The sequence below is a fragment of the Stenotrophomonas sp. 1L-E-5-B-C3 genome, assembly GCF_057292075.1.
In genome coordinates, this window is sequence record NZ_JBXAWS010000029.1 from 1 (window position 1) to 16,653 (window position 16,653).

The 16,653-nt window shown below is 65.7% G+C and carries 16 protein-coding genes; 8 read left to right on the top strand and 8 right to left on the bottom strand.

Annotated features, from left to right (window positions below; genetic code table 11):
- A partial coding sequence (gene glmS / locus AC0Z6F_RS21545) for a glutamine--fructose-6-phosphate transaminase (isomerizing) (protein ID WP_485618518.1) occupies window positions 1–1,037 on the bottom strand: 1,037 nt, incomplete at its 3' end.
- A gap of 212 nt (window positions 1,038–1,249) precedes the next feature.
- Here glmS and AC0Z6F_RS21550 point away from each other — a divergent pair.
- The 7 genes from AC0Z6F_RS21550 (at window position 1,250) to AC0Z6F_RS21580 (ending at window position 9,039) form a co-directional block, all read left to right on the top strand.
- Window positions 1,250–2,527 (top strand): efflux RND transporter periplasmic adaptor subunit, encoded by a 1,278-nt coding sequence (locus AC0Z6F_RS21550; RefSeq protein WP_012512163.1) that lies wholly within the window; start codon window positions 1,250–1,252, stop codon window positions 2,525–2,527.
- A gap of 35 nt (window positions 2,528–2,562) precedes the next feature.
- Complete coding sequence (locus tag AC0Z6F_RS21555) at window positions 2,563–3,288, top strand: ABC transporter ATP-binding protein (RefSeq protein ID WP_006394322.1); 726 nt, start codon at window positions 2,563–2,565, stop codon at window positions 3,286–3,288.
- Window positions 3,289–3,298: 10 nt separating this feature from the next.
- Complete coding sequence (locus AC0Z6F_RS21560; RefSeq protein ID WP_012512164.1) at window positions 3,299–4,597, top strand: ABC transporter permease; 1,299 nt, start codon at window positions 3,299–3,301, stop codon at window positions 4,595–4,597.
- A 20-nt stretch (window positions 4,598–4,617) separates the two neighbouring features.
- Complete coding sequence (locus AC0Z6F_RS21565) at window positions 4,618–5,835, top strand: ABC transporter permease (RefSeq protein WP_012512165.1); 1,218 nt, start codon at window positions 4,618–4,620, stop codon at window positions 5,833–5,835.
- Between the two features lies 1 nt (window position 5,836).
- Window positions 5,837–6,223, top strand: a complete 387-nt coding sequence (locus tag AC0Z6F_RS21570) for a PDZ domain-containing protein (RefSeq protein ID WP_012512166.1) — start codon at window positions 5,837–5,839, stop codon at window positions 6,221–6,223.
- A 120-nt stretch (window positions 6,224–6,343) separates the two neighbouring features.
- A complete protein-coding gene (locus AC0Z6F_RS21575; RefSeq protein ID WP_012512167.1) occupies window positions 6,344–7,690 on the top strand; it encodes a sigma-54-dependent transcriptional regulator in 1,347 nt (448 codons plus the stop codon).
- Window positions 7,687–9,039, top strand: a complete 1,353-nt coding sequence (locus AC0Z6F_RS21580) for a sensor histidine kinase (RefSeq protein WP_006394396.1) — start codon at window positions 7,687–7,689, stop codon at window positions 9,037–9,039. The genes AC0Z6F_RS21575 and AC0Z6F_RS21580 overlap by 4 nt, the downstream gene beginning before the upstream one ends.
- Window positions 9,040–9,086: 47 nt before the next feature.
- On the opposite strand, the gene AC0Z6F_RS21585 is transcribed toward AC0Z6F_RS21580, so the two are convergent.
- Both AC0Z6F_RS21585 and glmU read right to left on the bottom strand, forming a co-directional pair.
- The gene (locus AC0Z6F_RS21585) at window positions 9,087–9,620 is read right to left on the bottom strand and encodes a GNAT family N-acetyltransferase (RefSeq protein WP_006394398.1); all 534 of its coding nucleotides are present in this window, start codon (window positions 9,618–9,620) and stop codon (window positions 9,087–9,089) included.
- Window positions 9,589–10,956: a bifunctional UDP-N-acetylglucosamine diphosphorylase/glucosamine-1-phosphate N-acetyltransferase GlmU gene (gene glmU, locus AC0Z6F_RS21590; RefSeq protein WP_006394399.1), complete on the bottom strand. Its 1,368-nt coding sequence runs from the start codon at window positions 10,954–10,956 to the stop codon at window positions 9,589–9,591. The genes AC0Z6F_RS21585 and glmU overlap by 32 nt, the downstream gene beginning before the upstream one ends.
- An 83-nt stretch (window positions 10,957–11,039) precedes the next feature.
- Here glmU and AC0Z6F_RS21595 point away from each other — a divergent pair, with 83 nt between their 5' ends.
- A complete protein-coding gene (locus AC0Z6F_RS21595; RefSeq protein ID WP_006394401.1) occupies window positions 11,040–11,423 on the top strand; it encodes a GtrA family protein in 384 nt (127 codons plus the stop codon).
- A 187-nt stretch (window positions 11,424–11,610) separates the two neighbouring features.
- On the opposite strand, the gene AC0Z6F_RS21600 is transcribed toward AC0Z6F_RS21595, so the two are convergent.
- The 5 genes from AC0Z6F_RS21600 to AC0Z6F_RS21620 form a co-directional block, all read right to left on the bottom strand.
- Window positions 11,611–12,033, bottom strand: a complete 423-nt coding sequence (locus tag AC0Z6F_RS21600; protein WP_005411127.1) for a F0F1 ATP synthase subunit epsilon — start codon at window positions 12,031–12,033, stop codon at window positions 11,611–11,613.
- A 113-nt stretch (window positions 12,034–12,146) separates the two neighbouring features.
- Window positions 12,147–13,553, bottom strand: a complete 1,407-nt coding sequence (atpD, locus tag AC0Z6F_RS21605) for a F0F1 ATP synthase subunit beta (protein ID WP_006394537.1) — start codon at window positions 13,551–13,553, stop codon at window positions 12,147–12,149.
- Window positions 13,554–13,591: 38 nt separating this feature from the next.
- Window positions 13,592–14,455: a F0F1 ATP synthase subunit gamma gene (gene atpG / locus AC0Z6F_RS21610; RefSeq protein ID WP_006394538.1), complete on the bottom strand. Its 864-nt coding sequence runs from the start codon at window positions 14,453–14,455 to the stop codon at window positions 13,592–13,594.
- A gap of 78 nt (window positions 14,456–14,533) precedes the next feature.
- On the bottom strand, window positions 14,534–16,081 hold the full coding sequence (gene atpA, locus AC0Z6F_RS21615) for a F0F1 ATP synthase subunit alpha (RefSeq protein WP_012512168.1): 1,548 nt from the start codon (window positions 16,079–16,081) through the stop codon (window positions 14,534–14,536).
- Window positions 16,082–16,125: 44 nt separating this feature from the next.
- A complete protein-coding gene (locus AC0Z6F_RS21620) occupies window positions 16,126–16,653 on the bottom strand; it encodes a F0F1 ATP synthase subunit delta (protein ID WP_012512169.1) in 528 nt (175 codons plus the stop codon).

Consider the following 16,653-nt stretch of genomic DNA (forward strand, 5'->3'; position numbering starts at 1 on the left):
ATCAGGTGCTTCGGGTTCGCATAGGCGGCGCGGTAGCGGTACTCGCTGGCAATCTCCACGCTGCACGGCAGGCCGGCAATGGCTTCGATCCAGTAACGCGCGGTCAGGCCGGCGTAGTAGCTGGTGCCGCAGGCGATGATCTGCACGCCTTCGATGCCCGACAGCACGGCCTCGGCATTCTTGCCGAACAGCTCGGCCGGGAAACCACCGGCGTCGATTGCCGCCTCGATGGTATCGCCCAGTGCGCGCGGCTGTTCGTGGATTTCCTTCTGCATGAAGTGGCGGTACGGGCCCAGCTCCAGCGACGCCAGCGACACGTCGGACAGGTGCACGTCACGCTCGACCGGCTGGTCATGCTCATCGAAGATGCGCACGCCGTCGCGGCGGATTTCGGCGGTGTCGCCCTCTTCCAGGAAGATCACCTTGCGGGTGGCCGACAGCACCGCCGAAACGTCGGACGCGACGAAGTTCTCACCCTCGCCCAGACCGATCAGCAGCGGGCAGCCCATCCGCGCGCACACGAAGCGTTCCGGCTCGGCGCGGCTGACCACGGCTAGCGCGTAGGCGCCGGTCAGTTCCTTCACGGTGCGCTGCAGCGCCACCAGCAGGTCATCGCCATCCTTCAGGTGATGGTGGATCAGGTGCGCGATGACTTCGGTATCGGTCTGCGATTCGAAGCTGTAGCCCAGCGCACGCAGCTTCTCGCGCTGCTCCTCGTGGTTCTCGATGATGCCGTTGTGGACCAGCGCCACGCCGTGGCTGATGTGCGGATGCGCATTGGCCTCGGTGACACCGCCATGGGTCGCCCAGCGGGTGTGGCCGATGCCCAGCACTGCATTGAAGCCCTCGGCCTCGGCCGCAGTGGCCATTTCCGAAACGCGACCGGTGCGGCGCACGCGGCGTACATCCCGGTGCTCACCCTGGTCGATCACCGCTATACCGGAGGAATCGTAACCACGGTACTCAAGCCGCTTCAGGCCTTCGATCAGCACCGGCACTACGTCGCGATCAGCGATCGCACCTACGATTCCACACATGTCAGGCGTTTCCTTGAAGACGATCGGCGCATTCTAGCCTGCGCGTCCAGCGTCGCCCTCCTGTCCGCTTAATGAAAGTGTCCGGAAAGGTGTCCGCGGACACGCGGACACTTTTCGCACCCATCCAAACCATTGAACTGAAAGGAAATAAAGTTGGCATGCATCGTGCTTGTATCGGGTACCACCCAGGCACCACCGACAGGCACGCATCGATGATCCGCGACACCTCCGCACAGGACCAGATCGTTTCCTCCGCCCCGGCAGGCACCACCCGCGCCTCCTGGCAGCGCTACCGCTGGCCGGCGCTGGGCGCCATCGCACTGCTGGCCGGCATTGGCTGGGCGGTACATGCCTGGTCCAATGCCAGCCGCTCCTTCGACAGCAGCCGCGTGCGCATCGCCGAAGTGAAGCGTGGCGACCTGGTCCGCGACATTGCTGCCGACGGCCGCGTGATCGCCGCCAACAGCCCGATCCTGTATGCCATCTCGGCCGGTACCGTGGACCTGAAGGTGGTCGCCGGCGACGTGGTCAAGAAGGGCCAGGAACTGGCAGTCATCGACAGCCCGGAACTGCGCAGCAAGCTGGCCCAGGAACAGGCCACCCTGGCCGGCCTGGAGGCGGAGTCGAGCCGCGCCGCACTGGACGCCACCCTGGCCCGCGCCAAGTCGCGCAAGGAAACCGATCAGGCCACCATTGAACGGCAGGCCGCCGACCGTGATCTGCAGCGCTACCAGCGCGGCTATGACGGCGGCGCGGTGCCGCAGATCGACCTGGCCAAGGCCAAGGACTCGCTGAAGAAGGCCGACATCACCCTGGCCAACGCCACCACCGATGCACACCTGCAGAGCCAGGGCGCGGACCTGGACGCCCGCAACAAGCGTCTGCTGGCCGATCGCCAGAAGGCCGTGGTGGCCGAGGTGCAGCGCCAGGTCGATGCGCTGACCCTGCGCGCACCGTTCGACGGCCAGGTCGGCCAGGTGCAGGCCATCCAGTCCACCAACCTGGCCGCCAACGCGCCGGTGCTGGGCGTGGTCGACCTGTCCAAGTTCGAAGTCGAGATCAAGGTGCCGGAGAGCTTCGCCCGCGACCTGGCGATCGGCATGCCGGCGCAGCTGACCGGCGGCAACGGCAAGCCGTTCCCGGGCGAGATCAGCGCGGTGTCGCCGGAAGTGGTCAACGGCGAGGTCAATGCCCGCGTGCGCTTCGCCAGCGCGCAGCCGGAAGGCCTGCGCCAGAGCCAGCGGATGTCGGTGCGCGTGCTGCTCGATACCCGCAAGGACGTGCTGAAGGTCGAGCGCGGCCCGTTCGTCGAACAGGGCAACGGCATCGCCTACGTGATGGATGGCCGCACCGCAGTGCGCCGCCCGGTGGAACTGGGCGTCAGCAGCCTGGGCGAAGTGGAAATCAAGTCGGGCGTGCAGCCGGGCGACCGCATCGTGGTCTCCGGCAGCGACCTGTTCAAGGACGCCGAACGCGTCTCCGTCAACTGATACCTGATACCTGAATCCTGGAGAGAGGACACCCCATGTACATGCTCGAAATGCGTTCGGTCGCCAAAGTCTTCCGCACCGAACAGGTGGAAACCCACGCACTGCGCTCACTGGAACTGCAGGTCAAGGAAGGCGAGTTCGTCGCCGTCACCGGCCCGTCCGGCTCCGGCAAGACCACCTTCCTCAACATCGCCGGCCTGCTGGAAACCTTCACCAGCGGCACCTACATGCTCGACGGCCAGGATGTGAGCAAGCTCGGCGACGATGCGCGCAGCCGCCTGCGCAACCAGAAGATCGGCTTCATCTTCCAGGGCTTCAACCTGATCCCCGACCTGAACCTGTTCGACAACGTCGACGTGCCGCTGCGCTATCGGAAGATGAGTGCCAACGAGCGCCGCGAGCGCATCGAGAAGGCACTGAGCCAGGTCGGCCTCGGCTCGCGCATGAAGCACTACCCGAACGAATTGTCCGGCGGCCAGCAGCAGCGCGCGGCCATCGCCCGTGCACTGGCCGGCAGCCCGCGCCTGCTGCTGGCCGACGAACCGACCGGCAACCTGGACACGCAGATGGCTCGCGGCGTGATGGAACTGCTGGAGGAGATCAACGCTGCCGGCACCACCATCGTGATGGTCACGCACGATCCGGAACTGGCCGCACGCGCGCAGCGCAACGTGCACATCGTCGACGGCCAGGTGACCGACCTGGTGCGGGAGCCGGTGCTGGCCACCCCCCCGCGCCACATCGTCGCCGTCAACGAGTGAGGGCCCGACCATGTTCGCCTACTACGCCCGATTGGCGGTGCGCAGCTTCCGCCGCAACAAGATACTGACCGCGCTGATGGTGGTTGCCATCGCGCTGGGCATCGGCGCCTCGATGACCACCCTGACCGTGTTCCATGTGCTGTCGGGCGACCCGATTCCCGGCAAGAGCGACCGCCTGTTCTATGTCCAGCTGGATGCGGCGACCGGTGCCTATGTCGCTGGCGAGGAACCGGAAACCCAACTGACCCGATTCGATGGTGAAGCGCTGCTGCGCGAAGCCAAGGGTGAACGCCAAGCGCTGATGAGCGGCGGCGGCGGCACCATCGAACCCGACAGCAGCACCCTCAAGCCCTTCAGCATTGATACCCGCTGGACGTCGGCCGACTTCTTCCCGATGTTCGAAGTGCCGATGCAGTACGGCCGCCCGTGGAGCCGCGAGGACGACGAAGCCAGGGCGCGCGTGGTGGTCATCTCCAAGGCGCTCAACGACAAGCTGTTCCAGGGCGCCAACAGCGTGGGCCGCGATCTGCGCATGGAAGGCCAGAGCTACCGCATCGTCGGTGTGATGAAGGAGTGGAGTCCCGAGCCGCACTTCTACGACCTGACCACCGGCAGCTACGGCAAGGACGAAGACCTGCTGCTGCCGATCTCCACCTCCTTCGACCTCAAGCTGGGCAACAACGGCAACATGAACTGCTTCGGCGAAAACCCCGACGGCAACAGCTACTCGCTCAATGCACCGTGCGCCTGGCTGCAGTACTGGGTGGAACTGGACCCGGCCAAGGCCGCCGACTATCGCCGCTACCTGGAAAACTACTCGACCCAGCAGCGAGAAGCCGGCCGTTTCAAGCACCCGCCGAACGTGCGCCTGCGCACGGTGATGGAATGGCTGGACTTCAACGGTGCGGTGCCCAGCGACGTGCGTCTGCAGCTGTGGCTGGCCCTGGGCTTCCTTGGCGTCTGCCTGGTCAACACGGTGGGCCTGCTGCTGGCCAAGTTCCTGCGCCGCAGCGGTGAGATCGGTGTGCGCCGTGCCCTCGGTGCCAGTCGTGGCCAGATCTTCCTGCAGTGCCTGGTGGAAGCCGGCGCGGTCGGCGTGGTCGGTGGCCTGCTTGGCATCGGACTGGCCCTGCTCGGCCTGTTCGCGGTGCGCCAGCAACCGGTGGAGTACGCCAAGCTGGCCCATCTGGACGGCAACATGCTGCTGCTCGCACTGGGCCTGACCCTGTTCGCCAGCCTCGCCGCCGGATTCCTGCCCGCCTGGCGCGCCATGCAGGTCACTCCGGCCATCCAGCTCAAGTCGCAGTAAGTACGAGAACGAGGACTCCCATGGACATCCGCCCCATCCTCAGCACCCTGCGCCGGCACAAGACCGCGGCCGCCCTGATCGTGCTGGAAGTCGCGCTGACCTGCGCCATCGTCTGCAACGCGCTGTTCCTGGTCAGCCAGCGCGTCGACAAGATCAGCATGCCCAGTGGCATCGCCGAGAACGAACTGGTGATGCTGCGGGTCAGCGGCATCGGCGAGCAGACCAACGCCATGGCCCGCACCCGCGAAGACCTGGCCTCGCTGCGCGCCATTCCCGGCGTCACCAGCGCCACCATCATCAACCAGGTTCCGTTCCGCAATGGGTCCTCCAGCAGCAGCATCTCGCGTGTGCTCGACCAGGAGCGCCCGACCACGAATGCCTCGATGTACACCCTGTCCGAAGGTGGATTGGGAACCATGGGCATCAACCTGATCGCGGGTCGTGACTTCCTGCCCAGCGAGTACAAGGACATGAAGGAGGCGACCAAGGGCGGCGCCAAGGAACAGGCGATTCCGGTGATCTTCACCCAGGCCACGGCCGCCAAGATGGAACCCAACGGCAGCGCGCTGAACAAGACCTACTACATGGGCAAGCAGCCCCTGAATGTGGTCGGCATCGTCGACACCCTCAGCACGCCCAATGGGTGGAGTGACAACTGGACCAACTCGATGCTGCTGCCGCTGCGCCGCAGCTTCGATGAAGGTGGCACCTATGTGCTGCGCACCGACCCTGCGCGCCGCGAGGAAGTGCTCAACGCCGGCGCCACTGCACTGGAGCGCAATGATCCCAACAGGCTGATGCGCGACAAGCTGACCTATGAAGACCAGCGCAAGGACTTCTTCAAGAACGACCGCGCGATGGTTGGCCTCCTGATCACGGTCAGCATCTCGTTGCTGGTGGTCACTGCACTGGGCATCATCGGCTTGGCCAGCTTCTGGGTGCAGCAGCGCAGCAAGCAGATCGGCATCCGCCGCGCACTGGGCGCCACCCGTGGGCAGATTCTGCGCTACTTCCAGACCGAGAACTTCCTGCTGGCCACGCTGGGCATCGTGCTGGGCATGCTCGCCGCCTATGCGATCAACCTTGCACTGATGAACATGTACGAGCTGCCACGCATGCCGCTGTACTACCTGCCGCTGGGCGCGCTGCTGCTGTGGGTGCTGGGCCAGATCGCGGTGTTCGGGCCGGCCCGGCGTGCTGCAGCCGTCCCGCCGGCGGTCGCCACCCGGGGCGCGTGAGATGCGCGCCCGCTGGATGCTGCTGGTGATGCTCCTGCCGCTGCCGGCTCTGGCTGGCGGTGGCAACTCGCAGACGCTGGAATGGCGCCAGGATGATGCACGGCTGGCACTGCGCTCGACCGAGGGCCAGGTGCATGTGGACGCCGCCAGCCCAGAGGCCCGCTTCGGCGTGCGCAGCGGCGATCGCATCCTGCGCGTGGACGACACTGCGGTGCGCCGGGTCGAGCACCTTGCCGGCGCCCTGCGCCACGCCACCGGCCCCACCGTCTATCTGTTGCTGCGCCGCGACAGGCGCGAAATGACAGTCCCGGTGAATGCGGCTGCCTGGCGCCTGGCGCTGGTCGCTCCGCCTCCACCGGCACCACCCCCTCCGCCAGCGCGGCGCTGACCCCGCCTGCCCCTGCGGCCACGGGTTTGGCTATGCTTGATGGGTGGCGCCGGGCTCTCCCGGTGCGTGGACACGATCGGCTCCATCGGCGCCGCCCATCCCTTTCTGCAGAACCGCTTGATGCCTTCGATCCTGATCATCGACGACAACGCCAGTGTAGGCACCGCACTGGATGTGCTGTTCTCCCTGCACGACATCGACACCCTGCAGGCGCAGAGCCCGACCGAGGGGCTGGCGCTGCTGGAATCGCAGGCGGTCGACCTGGTCATCCAGGACATGAACTTCAGCGAGGACACAACCTCCGGGGAAGAAGGTGAGGCCTTGTTCGCGCAGATCCGCGCACGCCATCCGGACCTGCCGGTGATCCTGCTCACCGCCTGGACCCACCTGAGCAGCGCGGTGGACCTGGTCAAGGCCGGTGCCGCCGACTACCTGGCCAAGCCGTGGGACGACCGCAAGCTGCTGACCACCGTCAACAACCTGCTGGAACTGTCCGAGGCGCGTCGCGAACTGGACCGGCGCCGCAGCCGTGAACTGCGTCAGCGCAATGCGCTGGAAGAGAAGTACGACCTGTGCGGCGCGGTCTTTGCCGATCCGGCCAGCGAGCGCGTCATTGCCCTGGCCTGCCAGGTCGCGCGCTCGGAACTGCCGGTGCTGATCACCGGCCCCAATGGTGCGGGCAAGGAAAAGATCGCGCAGATCATCCAGGCCAATTCGCTGGTGGCCAAAGGACCGTTCATCACGGTCAACTGCGGTGCGCTGCCGTCGGAACTGATCGAGGCCGAACTGTTCGGTGCCGAGGCCGGTGCCTACACCGGCGCCAACAAGGCACGCGAAGGCAAGTTCGAAGCCGCCGATGGTGGCACCCTGTTCCTGGATGAGATCGGCAACCTGTCGCTGGGCGGGCAGATGAAACTGCTGCGCGTGCTCGAAACCGGCCGCTTCGAGCGGCTGGGCTCCAACCGCGAACGCCAGGTCAAGGTACGCGTGGTCAGTGCGACCAACGCCGACCTGCCAGCGATGATCCGCGAGGGCAGCTTCCGCGAAGACCTCTATTACCGCCTCAATACGGTGGAACTGGTGCTGCCGCCGCTGGCCGAGCGCGCGGGCGACATCGTGCCGCTGGCCGAGCGCTTCCTGACCGCTGGCAAGCCGCTGTCCAGTGCTGCCACCGCTGCCCTGCAGCGGCACCCCTGGCCGGGCAACGTGCGCGAGCTGCGCAACGTGATCCAGCGCGCCGAACTGCTGGCCACCGGCAACCGCATCGAAGTAGCTGATCTCAACCTGCCGCGTGCAGCCGCCGCTCCGCGCCCGGCGCCCAGCGTGGGCAATGATCCCGACCGCGCGCGCATCGAAGACGTACTGGCGCGCAACCACGGCGTCATCGCGCAGGCCGCCGCCGAACTCGGCCTGAGCCGGCAGGCGCTGTACCGGCGGATGGATCGCCACGGCATCCCACGCGAATGAAACGGCGCTCGTTCACCTTCCGCCTGTTCCTGCGCCTGCTGCCGGTGCTGGCGCTGGCCGCCGCCTTGCCATGGCTGCTGGCGTACTGGATGGACCATGGCTGGGTGGTTACCACGGTGTCGGCGCTGGTCCTGCTGTCGCTGATGTGGTGGACCCTGCGTCGCGCCACCGCGCCGGTACGTTCGCTGATGCGCGCCCTGTCCGGCACCACCAGCAGCTACCGCGATGGCGAGTACAACTTCGGCGTGTACTGGCCCGGCAACGATGAACTGGGTGACCTGGTAGAAGCCCACCGCGAGCTGGGTGATGTGCTGCGCGCGCAGCGACAGGGCCTGGTGCAGCGCGAGCTGCTGCTGGACACCATGGTGCAGAACACGCCGGTGGCAATGCTGCTGATCGCTTCCGGTGGCGATGGCATCGCCCGCGTGGTGTTTTCCAACCTGGCCGCGCGCAAGCTGCTGCACGGCGGCTGGAAGCTGGAAGGCCAGCGCCTGGAAGAGGTGCTGGAACAGGTGCCGGTGGAGCTGCGCGATGCCATCGCCCGTGGCGGCGACAGCCTGTTCGCAGTACACGCCGAGGGAGAGGATGGTGATGAGGACGACGAGCAGGTCTACCACCTGTCGCGGCGCGCCTTCCAGCTCAACGGCCGACCGCATGACCTGCTGCTGGTGCGTCTGCTGACCGCCGAGCTGCGGCGCCAGGAAGTGCAGACCTGGAAGAAGGTGATCCGGGTGATCAGCCACGAGCTCAACAACTCGCTGGCGCCGATCGCATCGCTGGCCCATTCCGGCGGTGTGCTGGTGCAGCGCGAACGCTTTGATCGGCTGCCGGAGATCTTCACCACCATCGAAGACCGTGCGCGCCACCTGGAAGGTTTCATCCGCGGCTATGCGCGCTTTGCCAAGCTGCCGCAACCGCAGTTGCAGACCGTGCACTGGGCACCGTTCCTGTCCAGCATGCGCCAACAGATTCCGTTCGGCATGGAGCACGAGCCGGACGAGGAACTGAGCAGCCGCATCGACATCGCACAGTTCGGGCAGGCGCTGTTGAACCTGCTGAAGAACGCACATGAAGCCTGCGCCGAGGCTGATCCGCCGAACGACGATGTGCAGGTGCAGCTGACGCGGTTGCCGCAGTGGCTGCGCCTGGACGTACTCGACCGTGGCAAGGGCATGAACGAGCAGGTGCTGCAGAACGCGTTGATGCCGTTCTATTCGACCAAGCGCAACGGCACCGGATTGGGCCTGGCCTTGACCCGCGAGATCGTGGAAGCGCATGGCGGCCGGGTATCACTGCAGAATCGCGGCGATGGCGGGTTGTGCGTGTCGATCCTGTTGCCGGTGGGTTGAGCGGGAAGATCCACGCCATGCGCGGATGTGCCGACCAAGGCCGGCAGCTACCAGACGCGCCGCATCACCACCCGCAGGTTCATCGGGAACCCCAGCGCGGCCTCTTCGGCCATCACCGCGCGCAGGCCATCGTTCCACTCCGCCTGCGGCACTACCGCGAACCCTTCGCTGGCATAGAAGGCCGCATTCCACGGCACGTCGGACAGCGTGGTCAGCACCGCGGCTGCGTAGCCCCCGCCCCTCGCCTGCGCCATTGCGTGGCGCAGCAATGCACGGCCGTGGCCACGCCGCGCGTGCGTGGGATCCACGTCCATCTGCAGCACATGGAACTCACCGCACAGTTCGCCGGCCAGCAGGTAACCCGCAACGCCACCATCAGCTGCATCGACCACCCACAACTGACCGCGCTGCAAGCCCTCCTGCAGGGTCTGCAGGTCCAGCCCATGGCCGGCGAACACCGTGTAGGCCGGATGACCTTTCAGCAGTTCGCCGGCACGTTGCTCAATGGCAGGCAGCGCACCGAGCTCTTCGGCGCGCGCTGCACGTGGCTCAGGACTTCTTGAGCGGGCGCTTCCAGCCATCGATGGTTTCCTGTCGTGCACGTGCCAGGGTCAGCTTGCCATCCGGGGCGTCGCGGGTGATGACCGAACCGGCGGCAATCGTCGCGCTGTCGCCAATGGTCACCGGTGCTACCAGCGAACTGTTGGAACCGATGAAAGCGTTGTCGCCGATGGTGGTGGTCGACTTGTTGACGCCGTCGTAGTTGCAGGTGATGGTGCCGGCACCAATGTTCACCTTGCTGCCGATCACCGCGTCGCCCAGGTAGGTCAGGTGGTTGGCCTTGCTGCCCACTCCCAGGGTGACCTTCTTGGTCTCGACGAAGTTGCCCACGTGCACGCCGTCGGCCAGCACGGTACCGGGGCGCAGGCGGGCGAACGGCCCTACCTGCGCAGCACCTTCGGTGATCACGCCTTCCAGGTCGCAGTGCGCACGCACTTCGGTGCCCGGGCCGAGATTGACGTCCTTCAGCCGGTTGAACGGTCCAATGGTCACGCCATCGCCCAGCACGATGTTGCCCTCGAGCACGACGTCAACATCGATCAGCACGTCGTTGCCGACACTGACAGTACCGCGGATGTCCAGGCGCGCCGGATCACGCACGCGCGCACCCTGCGCGCACAAAGCGCGCACGGCGCGGCGCTGCCAGGCGCGCTCCAGCTGCGACAGCTGCCAGGGATCGTTTGCACCTTCGGCTTCCTGTGCATCAGCCACCAGCGCCATCTCGGCCGGGGTGTACTCATGCGCGGCGAAGGCGAACACGTCGGTGAGGTAGTACTCGCCCTGTGCATTGCTGTTCGACAGCTGCGACAGCCAACGGCGCAGCGCGGTGGATTCGGCGGCGATGATGCCGGTATTGATCGTGCGTACGCGCAGCTGGTCGTCGTTGGCGTCCTTCTGCTCGACGATCGAGCCGACCTTGCCCTCGGCGTCGCGCAGCACGCGGCCATATCCGGTCGGATCATCCATCTCGGCCACCAGCACGGCCAGCCGACCGGGCTGCGCCAACAGGTCACGCAGGGTCTGTGCGCGGATCAGCGGCACGTCGCCGTACAGCACCAGCACCTGTGCGGCATCGGGCACCTGCGGCATCGCCTGGGCGACCGCATGGCCGGTGCCCAGCTGCTGCGCCTGCTCGGCCCACTGCAGGTCGGGCTGGCCGGCGAAGTGCTGGCGCACCGCTTCACCACCATGGCCATAGACCACATGGATCGCCGCCGGTTCCAGTTCGCGGGCGGCCGCGATCACGTGCGCCAGCATCGGCTGGCCGGCGATCGGCTGCAGCACCTTCGGCAGCACCGATTTCATGCGCTTGCCGGCGCCGGCGGCGAGGATGATGACGTGCAGGGGTTGGGTCATGGGAGCGGCAATCCGTGGTTCGTTGCCCGTGATTCTAGAGCGTAGGCCGTTAACATGGATGTCCTCCTGCCTTCACCACGCCCATGACCCTCGTCCGCCAGGGAAGCACCTACCTCGTCATCGGGCTCATGCAGCTGCTGGTTGACTGGCTGGTGTTCGTTGTCACCACCGCGCTGGGGTTGCCGATAGTACCGGCCAACGTCGCCGGACGCCTGGCCGGGATGCTGCTGGGCTTCTGGCTCAACGGCCGTTACACCTTTGCCGAGGCAGGCACGCACAAACTGGGCTGGAGGCGCTTCGCGCGCTTCTTCGGGCTGTGGCTGCTGTTGACCGTGGCCAGCACACTGCTGGTAAGCCTGGTCGACCACACACTGGGCCTGCAGTACACCTGGCTGGCCAAGCCACTGGTGGAAGGCGGGCTGGCCGGCGCGTCCTTCCTGCTGATGCGCTACGTGGTGTATCGCTGACGCGGCGCAGGGATCGGGATCGGTAGAGTCGACTGTCAGTCGACTGCTCTTCCATCAGACCGCGAAAATCCCGCGCTGCGCGCGATAGTCGACTGACAGTCGACTCTACCCAGTCGGCCCTGCCCCACCAGCCAAACAAAAACGCCGGCGCAGGGCCGGCGTTCTCGTGGATGCAGCGCGAGAAACCTCAGTGCTTGAGGGTCTTGCGCAGGCGCTCCAGCGCCTGCAGCTGGACAACAGCTTCAGCCAGCTTCTGCTGGGCTTCGGCCACTTCCATCGCTTCGCCGCGATTGGCCAGGATGCGCTCGGCTTCTTCCTTGGCCTTGCGGACCGAGGCTTCGTCGATGTCCTGTGCGCGGATCGCGGTGTCGGCCAGCACGGTCACGACCTGCGGCTGCACTTCCAGGATGCCGCCGGAAATGGCGAAATCCAGCTGCTCGCCGTTCGGCGTGGTCACCACCACCTTGCCCGGCTTCAGGCGGGTGATCAGCGGCGCGTGCTTGGGCGCGATGCCCAGTTCGCCCAGCTCACCGGTGGCCACGACCAGGGTCGCTTCACCACGGAAGATTTCCTGCTCGGCGCTGACGATGTCGCAACGGATGGTGCTCATGGAACTCTCTTCGCTAGGGGGCGGGTGTTACCCACCGCAGGGGTTTCCGCAGCGGTGGGCGCAGGCCCACCCCGTGTCACGGATGGGACAGGCCGAAGCCTGTCCCCGCCGCATCAGGCCTTCTCGGCCATCTTCTTGGCCTTCTCGACCGCTTCTTCGATGCTGCCGACCATGTAGAACGCCTGCTCCGGCAGGTGGTCGTACTCGCCATCGACGATGGCCTTGAAGCCACGGATGGTGTCCTTCAGCGACACGTACTTGCCCGGCGAGCCGGTGAACACTTCGGCCACGTGGAACGGCTGGCTGAAGAAGCGTTCGATCTTGCGTGCGCGCGACACGGCCTGCTTGTCTTCTTCGGACAGTTCGTCCATGCCCAGGATGGCGATGATGTCCTTCAGTTCCTTGTACTTCTGCAGGGTCTGCTGGACGCGCTGGGCGGTGTCGTAGTGCTCGTGGCCGATGACCAGCGGGTCCATCTGGCGGCTGGTGGAATCCAGCGGGTCGACTGCCGGGTAGATACCCAGCGAGGCGATCGAACGCGACAGGGTCACGGTCGAATCCAGGTGGGCGAAGGTGGTCGCCGGCGACGGATCGGTCAAGTCATCCGCGGGAACGTAGACGGCCTGGATCGAGGTGATCGAACCGTTCTTGGTCGAGGTGATGCGCTCCTGCAGGACGCCCATTTCCTCGGCCAGGGTCGGCTGGTAACCCACTGCCGACGGCATGCGGCCCAGCAGTGCCGACACTTCGGTACCGGCCAGGGTGTAGCGGTAGATGTTGTCGACGAACAGCAGCACGTCCTTGCCCTTGCCGTTCTCGTCCTTCTCGTCGCGGAAGTACTCGGCCATGGTCAGGCCGGTCAGCGCAACGCGCAGACGGTTGCCCGGCGGCTCGTTCATCTGGCCGTACACCATCGCGACCTTGTCCAGGACGTTGGAGTCCTTCATCTCGTGGTAGAAGTCGTTGCCCTCACGGGTACGCTCACCCACGCCGGCGAACACGGACAGACCGCTGTGCGCCTTGGCGATGTTGTTGATCAGTTCCATCATGTTGACGGTCTTGCCGACGCCGGCGCCGCCGAACAGGCCGACCTTGCCGCCCTTGGCGAACGGGCACATCAGGTCGATGACCTTGATGCCGGTTTCCAGCAGCTCGGTGGCCGGGGACTGGTCTTCGTACGACGGCGCGTCGCGGTGGATTTCCCAGCTGTCGCTGGCGGCCACCGGGCCGGCTTCGTCGATCGGACGGCCAAGCACGTCCATGATGCGGCCCAGGGTACCGGCGCCGACCGGCACCGAGATGCCACGGCCGGTGTTGACCGCAACCAGGTTGCGCTTCAGGCCATCGGTGGAACCCAGCGCGATGCAACGGACCACGCCGTCGCCCAGCTGCTGCTGGACTTCAAGGGTGATCTCGGTGTTTTCCACCTTCAGTGCGTCATACACCTTCGGCACCGACTCACGCGGGAATTCGACGTCGACGACGGCGCCGATGATCTGAACGATCTTGCCCTGACTCATTGCTGCATCCTCTAAATGTGTGCTTTGAACGAACGCGGTCAGACTGCTGCCGCGCCGCCGACGATTTCGGAAATTTCCTGGGTGATCGCTGCCTGGCGCGCCTTGTTGTAGACGAGCTGCAGATCGCCGATCAGCTTGTTGGCGTTGTCGCTGGCCGACTTCATCGCGACCATGCGTGCGGCATGTTCGGACGCGACGTTCTCCAGCAGCGCCTGGTACACCAGCGATTCGATGTAACGCGTCATCACGTGCTCGAGCACGGTCGCGGCATCGGGTTCGTACAGGTAGTCCCAGTCGTGATGGGCGACCTGCTTCTCGGCGGCCGGCAACGGCAACAGCTGATCGAAGCTGGCCTTCTGCGTCATCGTATTGATGAAGCGGTTGTAGACCAGGTACACGCGATCGATCTTGCCTTCGGTGAAGGCATCGAGCATGACCTTGATCACGCCGATCAGCGATTCCAGCTTCGGCACGTCACCGATGTGGGTCACGCTGCCGACCATGTTGACCTTGACCCGGCGGAAGAAGGTCGACGCCTTCTGGCCGATCGTCACCATGTCCACTTCGGCACCCTTGTCCTGCCAGGCCTTGGCTTCACCCAGGAGCTTGCGGAACAGGTTGTTGTTGAGGCCGCCAGCCAGGCCGCGATCGGAAGAGATCACGATGAAACCGACCCGCTTGACCTGCTCGCGCTCGACCAGGAACGGATGCTGGTAGTCGGTACTGGCCTGCGCCAGGTGGCCGATCACCTGCTTCATCGCCTGCGCGTACGGACGCGAGGTCTTCATCCGATCCTGCGCCTTGCGGATCTTGGAGGCCGAGACCATTTCCAGGGCGCGCGTCACCTTGCGGGTGTTCTGCACGCTCTTGATCTTGGTTTTGATTTCGCGTCCGCTTGCCATCTTTGATTCCCGTAGAGCGGGGCTCTGCCCCACTGCATTCAACGGTGTGGCGGGGCCAGGCCCCGCCACACGTTCGTCTTACCAGCTGCCGGTGGTCTTGAACTCGGCGATGCCCTTCTTGAAGGCACCTTCGATGTCGTTGTCCCAACCGCCGGTGGCGTTGACCTTGTTGATCAGCTCGCCCTGGGTGTTGGCGAAGTGGGCGTGCAGGCCTTCTTCGAACGCCAGCAGCTTGTTGACCGGCACGTCGTCGAGGTAGCCCTCGTTGACGGCGTAGATCGACAGCGCCTGGTTGGCGATCGACATCGGCGCGTACTGCTTCTGCTTCATCAGCTCGGTGACGCGCTGGCCACGCTCCAGCTGCTTGCGGGTCGCTTCGTCCAGGTCCGAGGCGAACTGCGCGAACGCAGCCAGCTCACGGTACTGGGCCAGCGAGATGCGGATGCCGCCCGACAGCTTCTTGATGATCTTGGTCTGGGCCGAGCCACCGACGCGCGACACCGAGATACCGGCGTTCACGGCCGGGCGGATGCCGGCGTTGAACAGGTCGGTTTCCAGGAAGATCTGGCCGTCGGTGATCGAGATCACGTTGGTCGGAACGAACGCGGAAACGTCGCCCGCCTGGGTTTCGATGATCGGCAGCGCGGTCAGCGAACCGGTCTTGCCGGTGACCTTGCCTTCGGTGAACTTCTCGACGTACTCCTCGGACACGCGGGCAGCGCGCTCGAGCAGACGGGAGTGCAGGTAGAACACGTCACCCGGGTAGGCTTCACGGCCCGGCGGGCGCTTCAGCAGCAGCGAGATCTGGCGGTAGGCAACGGCCTGCTTGGACAGATCGTCGTACACGATCAGCGCGTCTTCGCCGCGGTCCATGAAGTACTCACCCATGGTGCAGCCCGAGTAGGCGCTGATGTACTGCATGGCAGCCGATTCGGAAGCAGTGGCGGCAACCACGACGGTGTGTGCCAGCGCGCCGTTCTCTTCAAGCTTGCGCACGATGTTGGCGATGGTCGAAGCCTTCTGGCCGATCGCAACGTACACGCACTTGATGCCGGTGCCCTTCTGGTTGATCACCGCATCGATGGCCATCGCGGTCTTGCCGGTCTGGCGGTCGCCGATGATCAGCTCACGCTGGCCACGGCCGATCGGGATCATCGAGTCGACCGACTTGTAACCGGTCTGCACCGGCTGGTCGACCGACTTGCGCCAGATCACGCCCGGTGCAACGCGCTCCACCGGAGCGGTCAGGTCGGTACCCAGCGGGCCCTTGCCATCGATCGGCTCGCCCAGGGCATTGACGACGCGGCCCAGCAGTTCCGGACCAACCGGCACTTCCAGGATGCGGCCGGTGGTCTTGGCAACGTCGCCTTCGCGCAGGTGCTCGTAGCCGCCCAGGACCACGGCGCCGACCGAGTCGCGCTCCAGGTTCAGGGCCAGGGCGAAGCTGTTGTTCGGCAGTTCGATCATTTCGCCCTGCATCACGTCGGCCAGACCGAAGATGCGCACGATGCCGTCGGACACGCTGGTCACGGTGCCTTCGTTGCGCGATTCCGCGGCCAGCTTGACCTTCTCGATGCGGTTCTTGATCAGTTCGCTGATTTCGGAGGGGTTGAGCGTGGTTGCCATCGTCAAGTCCTAGTGCCGGCAGCGGGGCCGGACGTTAAATGAATTCAGTTAGCGAGCGCGGTCTGCAGACGGGCCAGCTTGCCCTTCAGCGAACCATCGATGACCACGTCACCGGCGTCGATCACGGCGCCACCGATCAGCGAGGCGTCGACCGCGGTGGTCACTTCGACCTCGCGGTTGAAGCGCTTGCGCAGCGCGGTCTTGATCGCGTCCAGTTCACCGGCCGAGAGTTCGGCGGCAGAGGTCACGTTGGCCTTGACCACGTGCTCGGCATCGGCGCGCAGGGCGTCGAACATGCCGGAGATTTCCGGCAGCAGCGGCAGACGATGCGATTCGGCCAGGATGGCCAGGAAGCGCGAGTAGGTCTCGCCGTGGGTCACCGGCGCCAGCAGGGCGACGGCGTCGTCACGGCCCAGCTCCGGGTTGGCGAGCAGGGCCGCCACGCGCGGGTCGGCGGCGACGTGGGCGGAGAACGCGAGGGCGTCCGACCACGGCGCGAACGCGCCTTCGTCGCGCGCGGTCGCGAACGCGGCGCGGGCGTACGGGCGGGCAAGCGTGAGGGCCTGGCTCAT